This is a genomic window from Bacillus sp. GMs2/2 (assembly GCF_050172095.1).
Taxonomy (GTDB): Bacteria; Bacillota; Bacilli; order Bacillales; family Bacillaceae_G; genus Bacillus_A; species Bacillus_A cereus.
On record NZ_JBNLYE010000078.1, the window covers coordinates 1 to 16,683 of the forward strand.

Sequence of the window (16,683 nt, forward strand, 5' to 3'; positions counted from 1 at the left end):
TATTAAACTATTAAGTTATAAAAGGGAGCGAGAATATGTTACCAAATACGGTTCGTACTCCAAACAAGAAGAAGAAATGGATTATTATTGGGGTTATTGCACTAATTGTTATTGTAGCGGCAATTAATATTTTTGTTATGCAAGGTAAGAAGAAGGGTGCATCAACAAATGCTGATGCTGTAAGTTTTGAGAAAGTGACAGAGCGTAAGCTGAATAATACGAAGTTAATTTCTGGTCAGGTGAAGCCTGGTAATATTGAAAGCTTCTATGCAGATCCGGCCAAAGGGAAAGTGAAAGATATTGAGGTAAAAGAAGGGCAAGAGGTAGAAAAAGGTACGAAGTTATTCTCTTATGATAATGAAGAGATTAATCTTCAAATGAAGCAAGCTGAGCTTGATCAGAAGATGGCGGATATGCGTTACGATCAAGGGAAAAAGAAGATTGATTCGTTGAAGAAAGAAATTAAGAAGGCGAAAGATAGCGGAGCTGGGAAAGAAGTAACAGATCCGATGGACGAGCAAGTAAACGAGTTAGAGATAGGGCAAAAAACAATTGACCTTGAGAAAGAAAAAGGAAAGTTGCAGAAAGAAGAGTTAAGTAAGAAGCAGAAAGAACTTACGATTTATAGTAATTTCGCTGGTGTTGTTCAAAAGTTAGATAAAGATGCGGCACAAAGCTCATCTCAAGCGTTAGGTGGTCAAGGAAAAGCGTTTTTACAAGTAGCTTCTAAAGATCCATTCCAAGTTCAAGGTACGTTAACTGAGCTTCAGAAGTCACAAATTCAAAAAGATCAAACATTCACTGTAACGGCGAAAGCAAATAATAAGAAGAAGTGGACAGGTAAGATTACAGAGGTAAGTGAGTTCCCAACAAGTGCAGAGATGGCGCAAGCTGGCGGCATGGGTGAAGCAACTCAAAATATGTCTCAATATACATATAAAGCAAGTCTTGATAGCCAAGACGGTTTATCTCCAGGTTACCACGTTTCTCTGCAAGTAAACTTAGAGAATAAGAAGATGATTGCTGTCCCAAGTAAGAGTATTGTAGCAAAAGGCGATGATGCATTTGTTTATGTTGAGGATAAAGGTAAGCTTCGTAAACAAAATGTGAAAAAAGGTTCTACTGATGGGGACTGGACAGAGGTTGTAGAAGGCGTAACAGTGGGGCAAAAGGTGGTTAAAAATCCTTCCGACGATGTGTATGACGGAATGGAAGTGAAAGAGAAATGATTACGTTAAATAATATTGCTAAAACGTATTATCAAGGAAAGTTGGCAGTGCCGATTTTGCACGGTATTAGTTTAACGATTCAGAGCGGTGAGTTCGTTTCGATTATGGGACCGTCTGGCTCTGGTAAGTCGACGCTTATGAATATTATCGGTTGTTTAGATCGTCCAACAGAAGGCGAATATATGCTGAATGACGTGAATATCTTAACAGCAGACGAGTCAAAGCTTGCTTTAATTCGTAATGAATATATTGGCTTTGTATTCCAGCATTTTAATTTACTGCCTCGTCTTTCAGCAGTGGAAAATGTTGAGCTTCCGCTCGTATACGGTGGCGTGAAGAAAGCAGAGCGTCGCAAGCGTGCTTTGGAGGCGCTAGGTAAAGTTGGATTGGCAGATCGCGTGCATCATTTACCAAATGAGTTATCAGGTGGACAGAAGCAGCGTGTAGCGATTGCAAGAGCGATTGCAAATAATCCAACGTTTATTATGGCCGATGAACCGACTGGTGCACTTGATACGAAGTCTGGTGAGCAAGTTATGAATATTTTCACGAAGCTTAATGCAGAAGGTACGACGATTGTTATGGTTACGCATGAAGAGGAAGTGGCAGCGTATTCTTCCCGCCGCATTGTACTGCGAGACGGGAAAGTTACAGAAGATAGAAGGTGTGCGGTATGAGTTTACTAGATAGTATAAAAATTGCCTTATCTTCTATTTTAGCTCATAAACTGCGTTCAGCTCTTACGATGCTGGGTATTATTATCGGGGTAGGTTCGATTATTACTGTCGTTGCAATTGGGCAAGGCGGGGAAGCGATGTTGAAATCAAAATTCGCAGGTTCTGGTGGTAATAACCTTATGCCAATTCAATTTAAAGCAGATATTAATGATGAATTTGCTATAGGTGGATTTGAAATACCGAAGTTAACGGAAGAGGATATTTTGGAAGTAAAACAAGTGAAAGATGTTTCACACGTTATTACAACAAATTCGACAACAGAGACACTTGATGTAAATGATAAAAAAGCAAGGCTGAATGTTATTGGACTTGATAATGAATATTTTGCGGTTAATAAAGTAAAGGTTGTAAAGGGCCGCTCCTTAAATGAATCAGATATTTCTCACGCGAATAACGTTGTGATGATTAGCACAAAAACAGAGGAAACGTTATTTAAGGACGTAAACCCAGTTGGACAAATTATTGAGATGAAGGGACAGCCAATGCAAATTATTGGTGTGTATACATCAGATAATGAATTTATGGGATTTGAAATGGAAGAAGCGTTAATTCCTCTTACGTTATGGCCTGTTTTATATGGGACAGATGATATTCAAAATATCGCAATTCAAGCTAAAAATGTAGACAATTTAGAAGCAGCAGGGAAACGAGCTGTTGATGTATTAAATAGTCGTAAGCCAAGTGAAATCCCAGGTAAATATGAACTGGTGAATTTAAAAGAACTCCAAGAAAATGTTTCTAAAGTAACTAGCATCATGACGATGATTATCGGTGGTATCGCTGGTATTTCATTAGTCGTTGGTGGTATTGGTGTTATGAATATCATGCTCGTATCTGTAACGGAGCGTACGCGCGAAATTGGGATACGTAAAGCGCTTGGAGCAACGCGTAGTAAAATTTTATTACAGTTTTTAATTGAAGCTGTTATGTTAACACTTTTAGGTGGTTTAATCGGAATTGGTCTTGGGTATGGCGGAGCATATATCGTTTCTACATTCGCAAAATGGCCACCGCTCGTTTCGTGGGAAGTTGTCGTTGGAGGCGTACTGTTCTCGATGACACTCGGTATTATTTTCGGATTAATTCCAGCAAATAAAGCTGCGAAATTAGATCCAATTGAAGCATTGCGTTATGAGTAATTAATAGTGTAGTAGAACTACACATTACCGTTCTAGTGGGCGGTTCGTAGCCTCTATATGAGAGGAAGTGAACCGCCCGTTAGAACGGGTTATATAAATAGAAGGAGGCGTTATAATGGAAGCTAATATTAATACGCAAGATGTAGGTGCGAAGAAGCCATCATTATTAGGAATGATTACTTCTCCAAGTGAGCAGTTTGAGAGAATGAAGACGAGTAATGCAGTTTGGGGTGCATTTTGGCTACTTGTTTTAATAGCTGGGCTTGTTGGGGGATTTGCTGCTTATGTATATTCTCTAACACCTGAAGCAATTAAGCTTAATAAGGAATTAGGTGTTACTGTTTCAGCTGCAATGACATATGGTATGGGATTTGGGGTAATTGCTATTAGTATGGCATTTGTCTTTCTACTTAGTGCCGTGGTGTATAAAGTGTTAATGGTATTTATAAGCAATGATACTTCTTATAAAAAATTATTAGCGATTACTGTATATTCAAGTGTTATTTCATTACTAGGTTTATTAATAAATACGATTTTAGCATATATTTTAGGTGGATCAGGTCAAGAAATGTACACTGGCCTAGAGCCAATTTTTGCTTCAAGTAGTGGTGTTGTAAAAGGCATTGTAAGTAAATTTGAAGTGTTTACAATTTGGGGATATGCAGTTACATGGCTAGGTCTTCAAATTACAGCAGGTTTAACTAAAAAGCAGGCAACAATTATTACTATTGTTTTCTTTGTTTTAACTCTTGGAATGGGCGCTTTACAAGGTATGTTCCAATAAAGAAATAAAATAGAAAGGTGGCTCTTTCAAGAGTCACCTTTTTTTATTTTTACCCCTATTTCAAATACCACCAACAAAATTTCAAATACTAGCTGGTGTAATTTCAAATTCCGTCGGTAGTATTTGAAATTACTCACAGTGAAATCTTTTCTTTATTTTTATATTGTGAAGGTACCGCGGAATACTAGAAAGGTATACCTTTTAGAAACGGGTACTGTGTGAAGCCAGCCACTTTTAAAGAGGCAGTTGTTTTGTATGAAGGGATGATTGTAAATCAAATAAAGAAATTAGGTATTCGTCAAGATTATGAAGAGTATTATCAATGTGGTTTAATTGGTCTTTGGCATGCTTATGAAAGATTTGATGCAAAGAAGGGGTATTTCCCTGCATATGCACTTGTAACGGTGCGTGGTTATATATTAGAAAGATTGAAGAAAGAATCTACTTTGCAAGAAAGATGTGTATGTGTAGGTGAGTATGAGGAAATCTTTCATTTTGAAGATGTTGAAATAAGAGTGAAGGATTTTATGAGTGTGTTAGACGAGAAGGAGAAGTATATTATTTTTGAACGTTTTTTTGTAGGGAAGACGATGGGAGAAATCGCTTTAGAGACGGAAATGACATATTATCAAGTAAGATGGATGTATCGGCAAGCACTCGAGAAAATGCGCGATAGTGTAAAAGGATAAAAATAGCAAATAGAATGGAAGGTGAGGAAATACTACCTTCCATTCTATTTGTTATTAAGGTGATGAATCTTGCATGTTCATTTGGGATAATACATATCCAGCTTTCCATAATTGCTGACTTAGCTTATGGGAACTAATTTGTATCGTTACGGTAGCTCCGTTTGAAAAATGAATTTTAGCTCGTTTAGCTTTTTTGAAAAACTCTATTGTATGAACATGTTTGAAGAAAAGCCAAATACAATTTGGAGAAGCAGGAGATTCTGTTGGGAAAGCACAAATATATTCTCTATGATTGATCGGAATTGGAACGTTTTGTTTAAATTTAAATTTTGTTTTTACAGCATTACGTCTCCCTTGATAAGTAGAATGAATATTTGTTAGACAAGATTTCTGTATAAGTTGGAGAGCAGTTTGACAGGAGTAAAGATGGTTCCCGCTACTGTCGATAATTTTTGTACGGTAATAAGGGTGTTTACATGGTTCAAGCATCATTGTAGAACTAGAAATAAAAATGTTGTTTTCATTATCCATAATTCTATATCCTCCCTTATAATTTTCATTCCGAATATAATTATATATAAATTAAGTAAATTTACTGTTAATATTCTATTTCATATTGTAAATTTTGGCTATTCGTTTACAATCAATAGGTGATAGTCTTTCTAATTTGCATCGCTTGTACATATATATGAAAATAGAAAAGAGTAGGCGGTGATATAGTATGAAGAAAAAGTATATTATTATGGCTTTAGTTGTCGTTCTCCTAGTATATTTAGCAAACAGTAATCCGAGTAAGGGAGAATATACAGAATGGGCAGCGAAGCAGTTTATGAAGCGTAATGATGTGAGTAAGAAGCTAGATGAAGTTCAAAAAGAGAATGAAGAGGGTCTTCTTGGCGACTTGGCATCGGCCGGTAAAAAGTTAGCCAAAAAGTATGTTGAGCCACAAGTTGGGTTATTAATTGATCATTATACGAAGCGAAATGATTATATATTCTTCTCAACATATACGACTGAGTTTGATATAGGGGAAGAACATTATAAGTATGTATGCGTCGGTTTTTCAAAGATTTTTATTCCGATTGAAATGCCGAAGAAAAAAGACGAATCTGCAAAATGATGCAGATTCGTCTTTTTCATTTTATAGAGTAATGGGAACTTCAGATACATTTTTTTCTACAAGGCGAGCTCCCTTTTTTCTTGTATTTTCATCAATGGATGAAAATACAGATGAGGCAAGGATTGTATCCATTACTTGATTTACGACTTGTGCATCGATTGGTGTGATGGGCGTATCGATAGAAAAAACGACTGTTTTTCCATCTTCCTTCGCGAAAATCAACTCTAGTACTTGCATGTGTTATTCCCTCCTTTGTATTTATCCCGCTATTTACGGGATTCGGGTCTGCCGGTTAAATTGTGGGCTAATAATCAGCGGGGATGAATAAAATCCCCACTGATCCGAGTTTTACTTTATAGTTTAGAAAGATCTGATGTGCTTACAAGTTGTACAGCGTGAAGTGGTGATGCTTGTAAGGAAGCTAGAGCATGAGCTACATTGTGTACTTGATCTAAGCTCGCATTTGTTTTAACACGTTTAAATTGTTTGCTCTTGAAAACTGTTTTGCCGTTCTTATCTAATCCGTTGTTTAAGACAAGACGTAAAGTTAAATCCATTACGATTGTTTCAATTGCCATGTGTATCACCTCCTTTCACTTTATAAATAGGATGCAAATGTCATGTTTTGGCGTGAAATTTTTTCTTTTTTTTGGTACCCTTAAAAGATTAAGAGAGGAGAATTCTGGATAATGAATCGTAAATGGTTATTTTGGATTCCTGTATTACTATGGATGGGGCTGATTTTCTATTCTTCGGCACAACCATATAAAAAGCAGGATATGCGTTCAGATATTGAACAATATGTAAATGTTGAATTTGTGAAAGAGCATTTTTCATGGGTATCTATCGATTATGGTGGAGGAACCCCTGTTAGTATTGCGAATAAAGGTGTAGGCGGATTTATTGAGTTTTTCCTTCGTAAAGGTGCTCATTTTATGGTGTTCTTTATGCTAGGTTCATTAATTTATTACGCTTTTCATCGATCAGGTTATTCGAGGAAAAGATGTTTTATATATGCCCTTCTTTTCGTTGCGGGTTATGCAACATTTGATGAAATCCACCAATGGTATACGGGAGACCGTACACCAATGTGGCAAGATTCATTGCTTGATACGTGCGGCGGGTTAACGGGGATTATAATAAGTAATTGGTTTTGGAATAGAAAAAAGCGCTAATCTCATTTCGAGATTAGCGCTTTTTTTTGCGGGTAGTAAAACTCTACGTGATTGGCCTAATTAAAGTTTCACTTTATCCCGCATTAACGGGCAGTAAGATCCCCACCTCAAAATTCAGTGAAATTAAAAAAAGTTAGGTGGGGGGCGGGCTGCCTGTAAAAGCCCGATTGGTGAGGGCTGATAATCAGTTGGAGATGAACAAAACCCCCACTGATTCAAGTTTCACTTTATACACCGAGTAATTCTTTTAGTTCGTCTGTTGATAGTTCAGTCATCCAACTATCGCTTGTGATGACTGCATTGTTTAGAGATTGTTTTCTTTCTAGCATTTCATCAATTTTTTCTTCTAATGTTCCTGTTGTAATGAGTTTGTGAACATGAACAAATCGTTTTTGACCAATGCGATATGCGCGGTCTGTTGCTTGATTTTCCACAGCTGGATTCCACCAACGATCGTAGTGAATGACATGGTTGGCAGCGGTTAAGTTTAATCCTGTTCCGCCAGCTTTTAAGGATAAGATGAAAATGTCATACGTTCCGTTTTGGAACTCCTCAATCATCTTGTCGCGATCTTTTTTCGGTACACTACCGTTTAAGAAGAGGACACGCTGGCCGAATTTTTCTTCTAGCACACGTTTTAGCATGTTCCCCATGCCGATGTATTGAGTGAAGATGAGGCAACTTTCATTTTGATCTTTTATATTTTCGATGAGCTCCATTAACGTTTTTGTTTTCATAGAGCGTTCAACGACATTTTGTGGCTCTTCTTCTTTTAAATAAAGAGCTGGATGATTACAAATTTGTTTTAGCTTGTTCAGCATAAGTAATATAAAGCCGCGTCTTTCAATTCCACTTAATCCTTCGACATTTTGCAGTGTATCTTGAACAAGTTGTTCATATAAGGAAGCTTGTTCACCAGTAAGAGGACAGTAAGCTTTTTGTTCTTGTTTATCTGGTAAATTTAATGCGACTGTTTGATCTTTCTTCGTTCGGCGCAGTAAAAATGGTGAGATAAACCGTTGAACTTGCTGGATTTTTCCTTCATCACGATCCTTTTCAATTGGTGTGACGAAGCGGCGTTGGAATTGCCCTAAGCTTCCTAGATATCCATGATTAATAAAGTCGAAAATGGACCAAAGTTCAGCGAGGCGATTTTCCATCGGTGTACCAGTTAAAGCGATTTTGTGATTTGCTTGCAAGTTTCGTACTGCTTTCGACTGTTTCGTATGTGGGTTCTTAATATTTTGTGCTTCATCCAAAATAACAGCATCCCAGCATAATGAAGTTAGTTCTTCCTCATCGAGTTGAGCCAATGCATAAGATGTTAATACAACATCTGCCGATTGAAGGAAATCTTCAAAAGAATTGCCCTTATCTCTATTACTTCCATAATGTAATTGAACACGTAAATTCGGTGCGAAACGCTCAAATTCTTTTTGCCAATTTCCAAGAACAGATGTCGGCGCTACGATTAATGCAGGGCCTGTTTTGAGATTGTTTTCTTTTATATATAGTAAGTAAGAGATTGTTTGAATACTTTTCCCGAGTCCCATATCGTCAGCTAGCAATGCTCCAAATCCAAGCTTTCGTAAATATAATAACCATTCAATGCCGTGTTGTTGATACGGACGAAGTGTTGCGTTTAGTGAAGTAGGGACATCTACTTTTGGAATATCTCCAATATGAAGCAGCTTTTGGAATAGTTCTTCATAATATCCATCTAGTTCGATTTCAATATCAGTAAACGGACTATCATCTTCTACAATTTCTGTTTCAGCCGTATTAGATAAATGTTGCTGCAGGACATCTTTCATCTCTAGTCCGTATTTATCGGCACGGTTCATGAGTTTCCTTACTTCTTCGATAAAGGCTGGATCTAGTCGCATCCATTGACCATTTATATTAAATAGACGTTTATTTTGTTCAACGAGTTCAAAAAATTCGCTTTCTGATAAATCAATGCCGTTCGTCGAAATGCGCCAATCAAAATTAACGAGCGTATTCATACCGAAGAACGATTGTGTTTGTGCTGTATTTTGCTTCAGCTGGACACGTAATTTCGGTTTTGTTGCTTTTAAATTTTGCCACCATGATGGTAGTAAAATTGTAATGCCGGCTGCAAGTAACTCGTCGCTTGCTTCTGTTAAGAAGTTCCACGCTTCTGTTTCAAAGAGCTCATTTCGGAACGTATCTCCTTCTTTTAACCACGGTATGAGTTTACTAAAACCTTCTTGTGTTTCTGTAATCCGTTCTTCGTAATCGTGCCATCTTTTCGGTAAGGAATCGATGTTTTCATATACATATATGCGATGCGCCCCGCGCTTTGGTGTCACAATTGTTTCAAGCTTCCACATTTCAAATTCTTCTTGTGGTTCTTGTAGTCTTAGTCCGATTGTAAACGGAAGATCATCTTCAATATAACCAATTTTCCGAAGCCAATCTTCTTCATGTAGTGCTGTTTCCAGTTGTCTTTTCGTAAAGTCATAATGTTCATATAGTCTTTTAGCATCTTCCCAGCCGTCATTTGAGCGGTTGTCTTGTAATATGCTTTCATTTACTGCTGCTGAGAAAAGCGATGCTAATGTGTCATCTTCAATTGGTGTATTTTGAACTTTCCAAGATGGTTGTTTAGGCCAATGATTCATATCTGGTACGAAACTACCACTCGTAAAGGCATCCCATAGTTCATTTGCATCTTTCGTAAGTGCTGTAATCGTGCCGTTTATTTGAATATGTGCAAAGGAATTCATCGGTTTGTTTGCAATGTATTCAAAGGCTTGTGCATTTGTTAGCAGCACACCTTGTTTTCCTTCGAAGGTTGCTTCTTTTAGAAACGTACCGTAGAAAGAAGTGGAGTGCCATGTGAATGCATTTCGTTTCCAACTTGTTACGGATAATGGAGTACCGCTGTCATCTTCTCCCCAAAGGAACCAACCTTGACTAACATGCTGGAGCCTAATTGTTACTTCAGTTTGATTGATCATCGATTAATTTTCCTTTCCGTAATTCCTCTTGTAGTGCACGCAGACGTGAATGGAGATTGGCGATGTGAATAATGAAAGCATCCCATTCATCGGTGCGTTTTAATCGTTTATATAATGTACGTAATTTCTTTAAGTAACGAACTGCACGTTTATATGATTTACGATTTCGTTCTTCAATCGCCTCTACAGCAGCAAGATGGTAAAGAGGAAGTGCCACTTCTGGCGCTTCTTTTTCAATATCTTTCAGTGGCTCTTTCAACAGTTCGATTGCCTCAAATCCATATAAGAGATGAAGCTCTGCCCATGTGCGATACTGTTTTTTCGCGAGTACGTACTGTTCGTAGTTTGTGAAACTATACGGTAATAGTTCTTGTAAAATCATTTCAAAACCAGCTTGTTCATTTGTATGTGTTGCGTATGTTTCATACATGATTACAAATAGCCGAACGATATCTTTTATAAAAATCGTATTTTCGTGATCTTGGATCGTTTTCTTTACTTGTTTATACGTAAAGGAAAGCCAGTTTTTTGCACGATCCCATTGCATGGCACTTAATAGTTCTTCTAACCAATAGAAGTATAGACTCACAACAGAAGCAGGTTGTTTCTTTAGTAAGTCCATCGCTAGTAAATCTTCATCATTTAAAAAGAGAAGATGAGAAGACGCTAATGCTTTGGATAGTGGATTGATTTTCGTATCGATTCGTTTTTCTTCCTCTTGTATGTTCTCTTTATTGTTTAAAAGTTCACTCCATATGTGACGATAAATGAAAAATCGCTCTTGCGTATAAGCGTCGGTAGAGAAGAATACTTCATGAACGAGACGAGCTGTTTCTTGCAAAATTATTTCAGACTCTGAAGGAATCGCTTCTGATTGTAAGTCCCGAACGATGGATTCCACTTTGTCTACAAATAGGCGAATGACATTAACAGGTTGGTGATAAGAATACGTTTTGTTTGCTTCGAATGCCTGAATTTCTTCTAATAATTTTTGAAAGCAGTAAATTGCTGCATGTAACCTGAATAATTCATGTATGGCGATGACGCGCGGAGCTTTCCGCTCAAGCTTCGTATAGAAATCTGTAAAGATACTCATAAGAAAATACATTTGTTTATAAGTAAGGCGAGCTTGTTCTTTTTTAAATGATTCATATTCTTTTTCAAAATATGATTCCCAACTTTTATAATCCGTTTCTTCAAAAGCTGATGATTGCAATACTTGTCTTGCAGTTCGAATAGGAGGAAGGGAAGGTCTCGTATTATTTTTAAATAAAGTTAATACATCTCCTACTTGCCCGAAACTAGACGCTGCAGATAGTAATACAGCGAGCATATGCTCACATTGTGTTGGTGCGAAGCAATCACAATAACTTTCAGCGACATTACGAATCGGAATATGAACGCTATATACGTTGCCTTCCGCATCTACAGTTCCTGATAGTGTATAACCATCAAAGTCAACGTTGTAGACAACACCACTACGATATAGGTGCCGAGCTGTAGCGACATGTTCCTGATCAGCTGTTTGCTGTGGATCTAGTCCTTGAACGAACTCATTCGCAATCATCATAATTTCATCTTTCGTAATTGAGTGTTGCAGCATAATATTCCTCCGTACACATATTTCTTTCCTTTACCATTATAAACAAAAAATGCTCAAAACAGAAAAAATGAAATTTGGATTACATAACTTGAAAATCATGGTAATATATAAAATGTTAATTTCATATATTAATATATACGTATAGGAGGAGAAATAATTTGTCAGATTTACAGACGAAGTTAGGTAGTGGGATGAATAAGTTACAAGAAGGAATAGAACAAGGGAAAATGAAGTTGCAAGTTGCACAAGAAATTGCTCAATTGAAAAAGGGAATGCAAGTGCAAATGCAGAAAAAAGCAGAGGTTCTATTAGAGGTTGGGCAGCAAGTGTATGTTCAATTAAGAGGAAGTGGAGTAAATGAAGCGAGCTTAAAAGAAATGATTGCTCCAGTTCAAGAATTTGATGTAGCTATTTATCAAGCAAGAAAGCGCATTGTTGAATTGCAAAAACAACAAGGTGAAAAAGCTACATGTGAATGTGGTGGACCTTTATCAATAAATGATAAGTTTTGTGGTTCGTGTGGAAAACCTAACCCGATGTTAGCAGTAGAAAATGAAGGTGAAACGGTAAATTGTATTTCATGTAATGAGCATATCGATAAAAACTCTACTTACTGTCCAGTTTGTGGAATTAAGCAAAGTGGGGAGTGAATTAAATGTATTGTCGCACATGTGGAAAACAACATGGTGAAGAAGTAAATTATTGCCCAAATGAAGGTAGTATGGAGATTGCAGGAGCTATAGATGCAGTAACATTAGAAAAAGATACTGCAAAATACTGCAAAGGTTGTGGCAGTGAAAATGCTCAAAAAAATTTATATTGTCAAAAGTGTGGGTATTCTTTATCTGTTGTGAAGAAAAAAGAACAATCTGTAAAATTGCCTACAATGGATGGTACTCCTAAAGTTGAATTTAAAGCAGATAAAGCCGTTTTACAAAAAGGTTTTATTGGTGGGGCTGTTGCAAGTATTCTCATGTTAATTGCTGGTTGGATTGGTAGTTTATTATTTGCTTCTATGTTAAGTGAGATGTTTAGCAAATTTGCAAAAGAATTAGAAATGTTGCCAAGTTTTTATTCGAGTGCAACTTCTACGATGTTAAGTTACCATTTACTTGGTTTTACAGCTAACGATGATAGTGGATTGATATTTTCTTTATCTTGGCATACTCCATTTACATTATTATTAATCATTCCATTTATTATTTTCGCTGGTACAGGAATTTGGTTAGGGAAACAGCATGTTGCGAAAACGATTAAAGATCAAATCTTTATGGCAGCAACAGTTGGTATTATTTATGGCGTCTTTTTATTCATTATAAGTTTTATAGCATCACAATCTTTTGCAATTCCATTCTCAGAAGCAGGTAAGATTACGGTTGGCTATTCAGCGATTAAGAGTTTATTGAGTGGTTTTGTATGTGGGACATTATTTACCTTATTAGGATTTATTGCTCATACAAGCAAAAACAATATGGCAGTAGCATTTCAAGAGTTAATGCCATATGGAGCGTCTGTGTATTACGGTGTTTCAGCTATGATAAAAGGACTTTTAGTAACAGCGGTAGCGGTTTGTATTATGGCGTTAGTAAGTAAGGAAGACGGTATTGAACCATTAAAAGAAATAACAACTTTAAAATCTGAAAGTACATTATTAGCATTAGAGTTAACACCTCAATTATGGAGTATGGCTCATTTTGCGCCGTTAGAAGTATCAAGTCCAGCACTTAGTAAAGAATTTACTAGAATTGGTAAGAAATCAAATACATATGAGAGCACACTATCGTTTTCATTTATATCAGGCGTCTCTGTAAATGGCGTAGAGCTTAGAGAGATATTGATTTCAAAAGGAGCAAATGAGGAAAGCCTTGCAGAATTTGATAAAGTGAATAACGTATTCCATTATGGTTTATTACTGCTTATTATTCCATTGTTCTTTATGTTTAGAGCGGGAAGAAAGTTAGCTAAATTACCGACTGCCAATATATATATTACATTAGCGGTATGTAGTGGTTCTTACACAATTATGATGATTGTAATGAATATGATTTCTAAGTTCCAAATTAATGTTTCAGGAACGGTAACAGGTTTATTTGGAACAAGTGGAACGGTATTATCTATGCAAAATTCATTTATATATTTAACTTTGTTTAGCTTGATTGTGACATATGTAGCGGCATTTGCTGGAATGAAATTAGCTAAAAAATAGGAGGAGAGCACGTTGAAGTTTTGTGGAACATGTAAAAAGAACGTTGCAGACCATTTGAACTTTTGTCCGGAGTGTGGGAGTAAAGTAGAAGTAATCGTTGATAACACTGCTGCTTCATATACAGAATTACAAAGCGAGACAAAACCAGTGAAAAGTAAGAAAAATTTATTTTTGATCATTGGTTTTGTTGTTATTGCTGCATTATTATTTGGGGCATATAAATTTGGAGCATATAAGTTTTCAAAAGAAAAGCAAGTAAATGTAATGATTGAAGCATTCCAAAAGAAAGATATTAATGCAATTGATGAGTTTGTAAAAGCGAATGATTCAAGCTTAAAGATTAAGACAGAGGATATTAAAGCGTACATGCGTTATTTAAAAGAGAATCCTTCTTACAACAAACAATTACTGTCTTATTTACAGAAAGAGACAGTAGATCAAAAGTTAACAAAAGATAAACCTGCATTTAAAGACGGGGAAATAGTAGAAGAGGGAAAAGAGTGGTTCTTATATCCAAAGTATAAGTTTAGCATGAAATCTTATTATATGAGCATTAGTACAACTGCAAAAAATGCAGAGATATATGTGAATGACAAAAAAGAAACAGAGCTTTCTAGTGATAAAACTTCGAAAGAGTTGGGGCCATACTTCCCAGGTACATATGTTGTAAAGGCAACGGCGAAGACAGAACTGACTGAATTAGAAACAGAGAAAGAAGTAGATCTAGCGGATGAACAGAGCGAGAAGGTGAAAGTGGATTTATCGCTTGAAGGCAAGTATGTAAGCATTTCTTCTGATGAAAGTGATGCAACTGTATTTGTGAATGGGAAAAAACGTGGAAAATTAAATTATGGAAGTTATAAGCTTGGTCCTGTATCCACAGATGAAACAGTAGAAGTACATTTAGAGAAAACTACTGATTTTGGTGTGATGAAATCTGAAAGTGTTAAAATTGGAGACCAAAGCACGTATTATTTAAAATTCCCGAAAGAAACATCAAGTTCAGCAGTGGGTGAATTTGTAAGAAATCATATTTATGATAACGTACGTGCAATTTCATTAAATGATTTTAGTTTAATTGAAAAGAATTATGATAAGAGTGGGAAATCGTATAAGGAAGACCGTGATTATATACAGTATTTACACAAAAAAGGAATTACAGAAGACTTATTAACAATGGAAGTTCGTAATGTAGAGCGTCAAAGTGATACGAAATATAAAGTAACGACATATGAAGAGTATCATATTCGTTACGGTGATGGATCTGTGAAGTTCAAAAGTTTTAATAACGAACATATTGTAACTGTGAATGGAAATGGAAAGATGCTGTATCATTCTCTTAGTGCAAATAATACGTTGAAATCAGAAGATGTATCTGGTCCAACTCGTTAATATGAGAGAAGCTGTTCAATATTTGAACAGCTTCTTTTTTTGTAGCTAAATCGATATTTCGTTTTGAACCGTTGATATATCGTAAGTTATTATAGATATAATTGAAAAATCGTTGATATATTTTTTTACAATTATGAGTGCGTTTCCTTTAGTATCGCTTGTACATATGGATCATGTAATATCTGCTCTATAATTGGTAACATGTTTTGTTCAAATGGAATGTCGATAGGAAATGGCTTTTGAGAGCCTGGTTTTATTCCATATTGCACAATTTTGTAATGTGTATTGTTTTCAGACTTGAGCACAATTAACTTATAGCGGTTATCATCGCCAGCGAGTGAGAAATCAATAGACGTAGCGTTATATGTTACTTCATCTTTATATATGTACGGTTTTGGCGTACCAATCCAGTCTACTTTTGCTTGTACATTCATGGGCATAGCCTCCTTATATGTATTATAAATAAATAAAAGCCAGCTCTCAATAAAGAGAACCGGCTTGTAATTTAGCAGTCATTGGTTATTTTAAAATTTTCACTTTAACAGTTTTGCGTCCCCATTTTTGAGCAGCGCTATCTGATCCAAGTAAGATATCGATACGGTTACCTTTAATTGCACCACCAGTATCTCCAGCGATAGCTTCTCCGTAACCTTCTACCCATACTTTAGATCCTAATGGGATTACTTTCGGGTCAACAGCGATCATTTTCATGTTTGGATTCGCAGTTAAATCATGACCCATTGCAGTTAATACACGGCCGCCATATGTGCCACCGTTTTCGCTCGGGTGAGCTGTATATGCTGTAGCTACAACTGTTAACTCACGACCACCAGAAGGTGTGTTAGTTTCAGCAGCTTTTACAGCAGGCTTAGCAGCTGGTTTTGCTTGTGCTACAGGTGCTTGAGCCTTAGCTGGTGCTTCAGCTTTAGCAGGAGCAGTTGTTTCTTGTTTCTCAATTACAGGTGCTGTACCTGTTAAGAAAGGAACATGAACATAAGCTGTTTTCCCGTTATATTCAAATTGTAACCACTCATTTTGTACTTGGTTCGTTGTTTCGATTACATCGTCTTTCTTCAACTTTCCAAGAACCTCTGAGTTTGTGTTCGCTTCAGCACGTACGTTTAATACGTTAGCTGTTACGTAGTAGATGCTTTTTGTGAACTCTGCACTTACGAATGCGTCTTTACCGTTTAAAGTAACTTTTGACCATCCGTTCTCTGTATTTTGTACATCTATTTTATTACCGTTTAGTAATTTACCGACAACTTTTGATTCCGTAGTAGGGTTTTCGCGTACGTTTAGTACGTCTGTTGTTACAACAGTTTCTGCATTAGCAGATGATGTGAAAATCCCAAGACCAAAAACTGCTGCTGTTGCTATACCAATTAATTTTTTCATGATAGCCTCCATTGCGTTTGTTTTCGTGTCCTCATTATAGCAACAGATTTTTTCGGATTTGGGGAAAACACACAATTACAAACCATTCGTAATAAGTCGTTAATATCCTGTAATATAACAAAAAATATAGGAAAGCGTTTTTCATTCTATATGACTCATAGGTTTCTAGTTATATTCAAAATATTTAATACAACATGTTTTTTTCGACGTAAATAAAAATATTACAT

Annotated in this window: 17 protein-coding genes; 10 read left to right on the plus strand and 7 right to left on the minus strand. The window is 36.3% G+C overall.

What is annotated here, in order from left to right; all coding sequences use genetic code 11:
* The first annotated feature begins 35 nt into the window (after positions 1–35).
* From ACQGS6_RS12485 to ACQGS6_RS12505, 5 genes are all read left to right on the plus strand, one after another.
* Entirely contained in the window at positions 36–1,229 is a 1,194-nt protein-coding gene (locus ACQGS6_RS12485) for an efflux RND transporter periplasmic adaptor subunit (protein ID WP_000937316.1), read from the plus strand.
* Positions 1,226–1,906: an ABC transporter ATP-binding protein gene (locus ACQGS6_RS12490; RefSeq protein ID WP_000631626.1), complete on the plus strand. Its 681-nt coding sequence runs from the start codon at positions 1,226–1,228 to the stop codon at positions 1,904–1,906. Before ACQGS6_RS12485 ends, ACQGS6_RS12490 begins: the two co-directional genes overlap by 4 nt.
* A complete protein-coding gene (locus ACQGS6_RS12495; RefSeq protein ID WP_000054354.1) occupies positions 1,903–3,105 on the plus strand; it encodes an ABC transporter permease in 1,203 nt (400 codons plus the stop codon). Before ACQGS6_RS12490 ends, ACQGS6_RS12495 begins: the two co-directional genes overlap by 4 nt.
* A 115-nt stretch (positions 3,106–3,220) precedes the next feature.
* Positions 3,221–3,889 carry a Yip1 family protein gene (locus tag ACQGS6_RS12500; RefSeq protein ID WP_044584993.1) on the plus strand — a complete coding sequence of 223 codons (669 nt, stop codon included), beginning with the start codon at positions 3,221–3,223 and terminating at the stop codon, positions 3,887–3,889.
* A gap of 218 nt (positions 3,890–4,107) precedes the next feature.
* Positions 4,108–4,578, plus strand: coding sequence for a sigma-70 family RNA polymerase sigma factor (locus ACQGS6_RS12505; protein ID WP_033694298.1), 471 nt, complete (start codon positions 4,108–4,110; stop codon positions 4,576–4,578).
* Between the two features lie 54 nt (positions 4,579–4,632).
* Here the strand turns inward: ACQGS6_RS12505 and ACQGS6_RS12510 are convergent, their stop codons facing one another.
* Positions 4,633–5,109: a competence protein ComK gene (locus tag ACQGS6_RS12510; RefSeq protein WP_000368313.1), complete on the minus strand. Its 477-nt coding sequence runs from the start codon at positions 5,107–5,109 to the stop codon at positions 4,633–4,635.
* A 190-nt stretch (positions 5,110–5,299) separates the two neighbouring features.
* Here ACQGS6_RS12510 and ACQGS6_RS12515 point away from each other — a divergent pair, with 190 nt between their 5' ends.
* Positions 5,300–5,698, plus strand: coding sequence for a DUF4359 domain-containing protein (locus ACQGS6_RS12515; protein WP_000731405.1), 399 nt, complete (start codon positions 5,300–5,302; stop codon positions 5,696–5,698).
* A 21-nt stretch (positions 5,699–5,719) separates the two neighbouring features.
* Here the strand turns inward: ACQGS6_RS12515 and ACQGS6_RS12520 are convergent, their stop codons facing one another.
* Both ACQGS6_RS12520 and ACQGS6_RS12525 read right to left on the minus strand, forming a co-directional pair.
* Entirely contained in the window at positions 5,720–5,935 is a 216-nt protein-coding gene (locus ACQGS6_RS12520; protein ID WP_001197593.1) for a DUF2922 domain-containing protein, read from the minus strand.
* Positions 5,936–6,051: 116 nt separating this feature from the next.
* Positions 6,052–6,276: a DUF1659 domain-containing protein gene (locus tag ACQGS6_RS12525; RefSeq protein ID WP_000963861.1), complete on the minus strand. Its 225-nt coding sequence runs from the start codon at positions 6,274–6,276 to the stop codon at positions 6,052–6,054.
* A 111-nt stretch (positions 6,277–6,387) separates the two neighbouring features.
* On the opposite strand from ACQGS6_RS12525, the gene ACQGS6_RS12530 reads away from it, so the two are divergent.
* Positions 6,388–6,873, plus strand: a complete 486-nt coding sequence (locus ACQGS6_RS12530) for a VanZ family protein (RefSeq protein WP_001080709.1) — start codon at positions 6,388–6,390, stop codon at positions 6,871–6,873.
* Positions 6,874–7,100: 227 nt separating this feature from the next.
* Here ACQGS6_RS12530 and ACQGS6_RS12535 read toward each other — a convergent pair whose 3' ends face one another.
* On the minus strand, positions 7,101–9,857 hold the full coding sequence (locus ACQGS6_RS12535; RefSeq protein WP_000610110.1) for a DEAD/DEAH box helicase: 2,757 nt from the start codon (positions 9,855–9,857) through the stop codon (positions 7,101–7,103).
* Positions 9,841–11,460 carry an SWIM zinc finger family protein gene (locus ACQGS6_RS12540; protein ID WP_025709696.1) on the minus strand — a complete coding sequence of 540 codons (1,620 nt, stop codon included), beginning with the start codon at positions 11,458–11,460 and terminating at the stop codon, positions 9,841–9,843. Before ACQGS6_RS12540 ends, ACQGS6_RS12535 begins: the two co-directional genes overlap by 17 nt.
* 158 nt (positions 11,461–11,618) lie before the next feature.
* On the opposite strand from ACQGS6_RS12540, the gene ACQGS6_RS12545 reads away from it, so the two are divergent.
* From ACQGS6_RS12545 to ACQGS6_RS12555, 3 genes are read left to right on the plus strand one after another with little or no spacing between them, the layout of a single operon-like run.
* On the plus strand, positions 11,619–12,110 hold the full coding sequence (locus tag ACQGS6_RS12545) for a zinc ribbon domain-containing protein (RefSeq protein ID WP_001281753.1): 492 nt from the start codon (positions 11,619–11,621) through the stop codon (positions 12,108–12,110).
* A 5-nt stretch (positions 12,111–12,115) separates the two neighbouring features.
* A complete protein-coding gene (locus tag ACQGS6_RS12550; RefSeq protein WP_030029390.1) occupies positions 12,116–13,666 on the plus strand; it encodes a zinc ribbon domain-containing protein in 1,551 nt (516 codons plus the stop codon).
* A gap of 12 nt (positions 13,667–13,678) precedes the next feature.
* On the plus strand, positions 13,679–15,058 hold the full coding sequence (locus ACQGS6_RS12555; RefSeq protein ID WP_426965186.1) for a zinc ribbon domain-containing protein: 1,380 nt from the start codon (positions 13,679–13,681) through the stop codon (positions 15,056–15,058).
* A gap of 131 nt (positions 15,059–15,189) precedes the next feature.
* On the opposite strand, the gene ACQGS6_RS12560 is transcribed toward ACQGS6_RS12555, so the two are convergent.
* Both ACQGS6_RS12560 and ACQGS6_RS12565 read right to left on the minus strand, forming a co-directional pair.
* Complete coding sequence (locus ACQGS6_RS12560; RefSeq protein WP_001102539.1) at positions 15,190–15,492, minus strand: DUF3910 family protein; 303 nt, start codon at positions 15,490–15,492, stop codon at positions 15,190–15,192.
* Positions 15,493–15,577: 85 nt separating this feature from the next.
* Entirely contained in the window at positions 15,578–16,456 is an 879-nt protein-coding gene (locus ACQGS6_RS12565; RefSeq protein WP_000733352.1) for a cell wall-binding protein EntA, read from the minus strand.
* Positions 16,457–16,683: the final 227 nt, after the last annotated feature.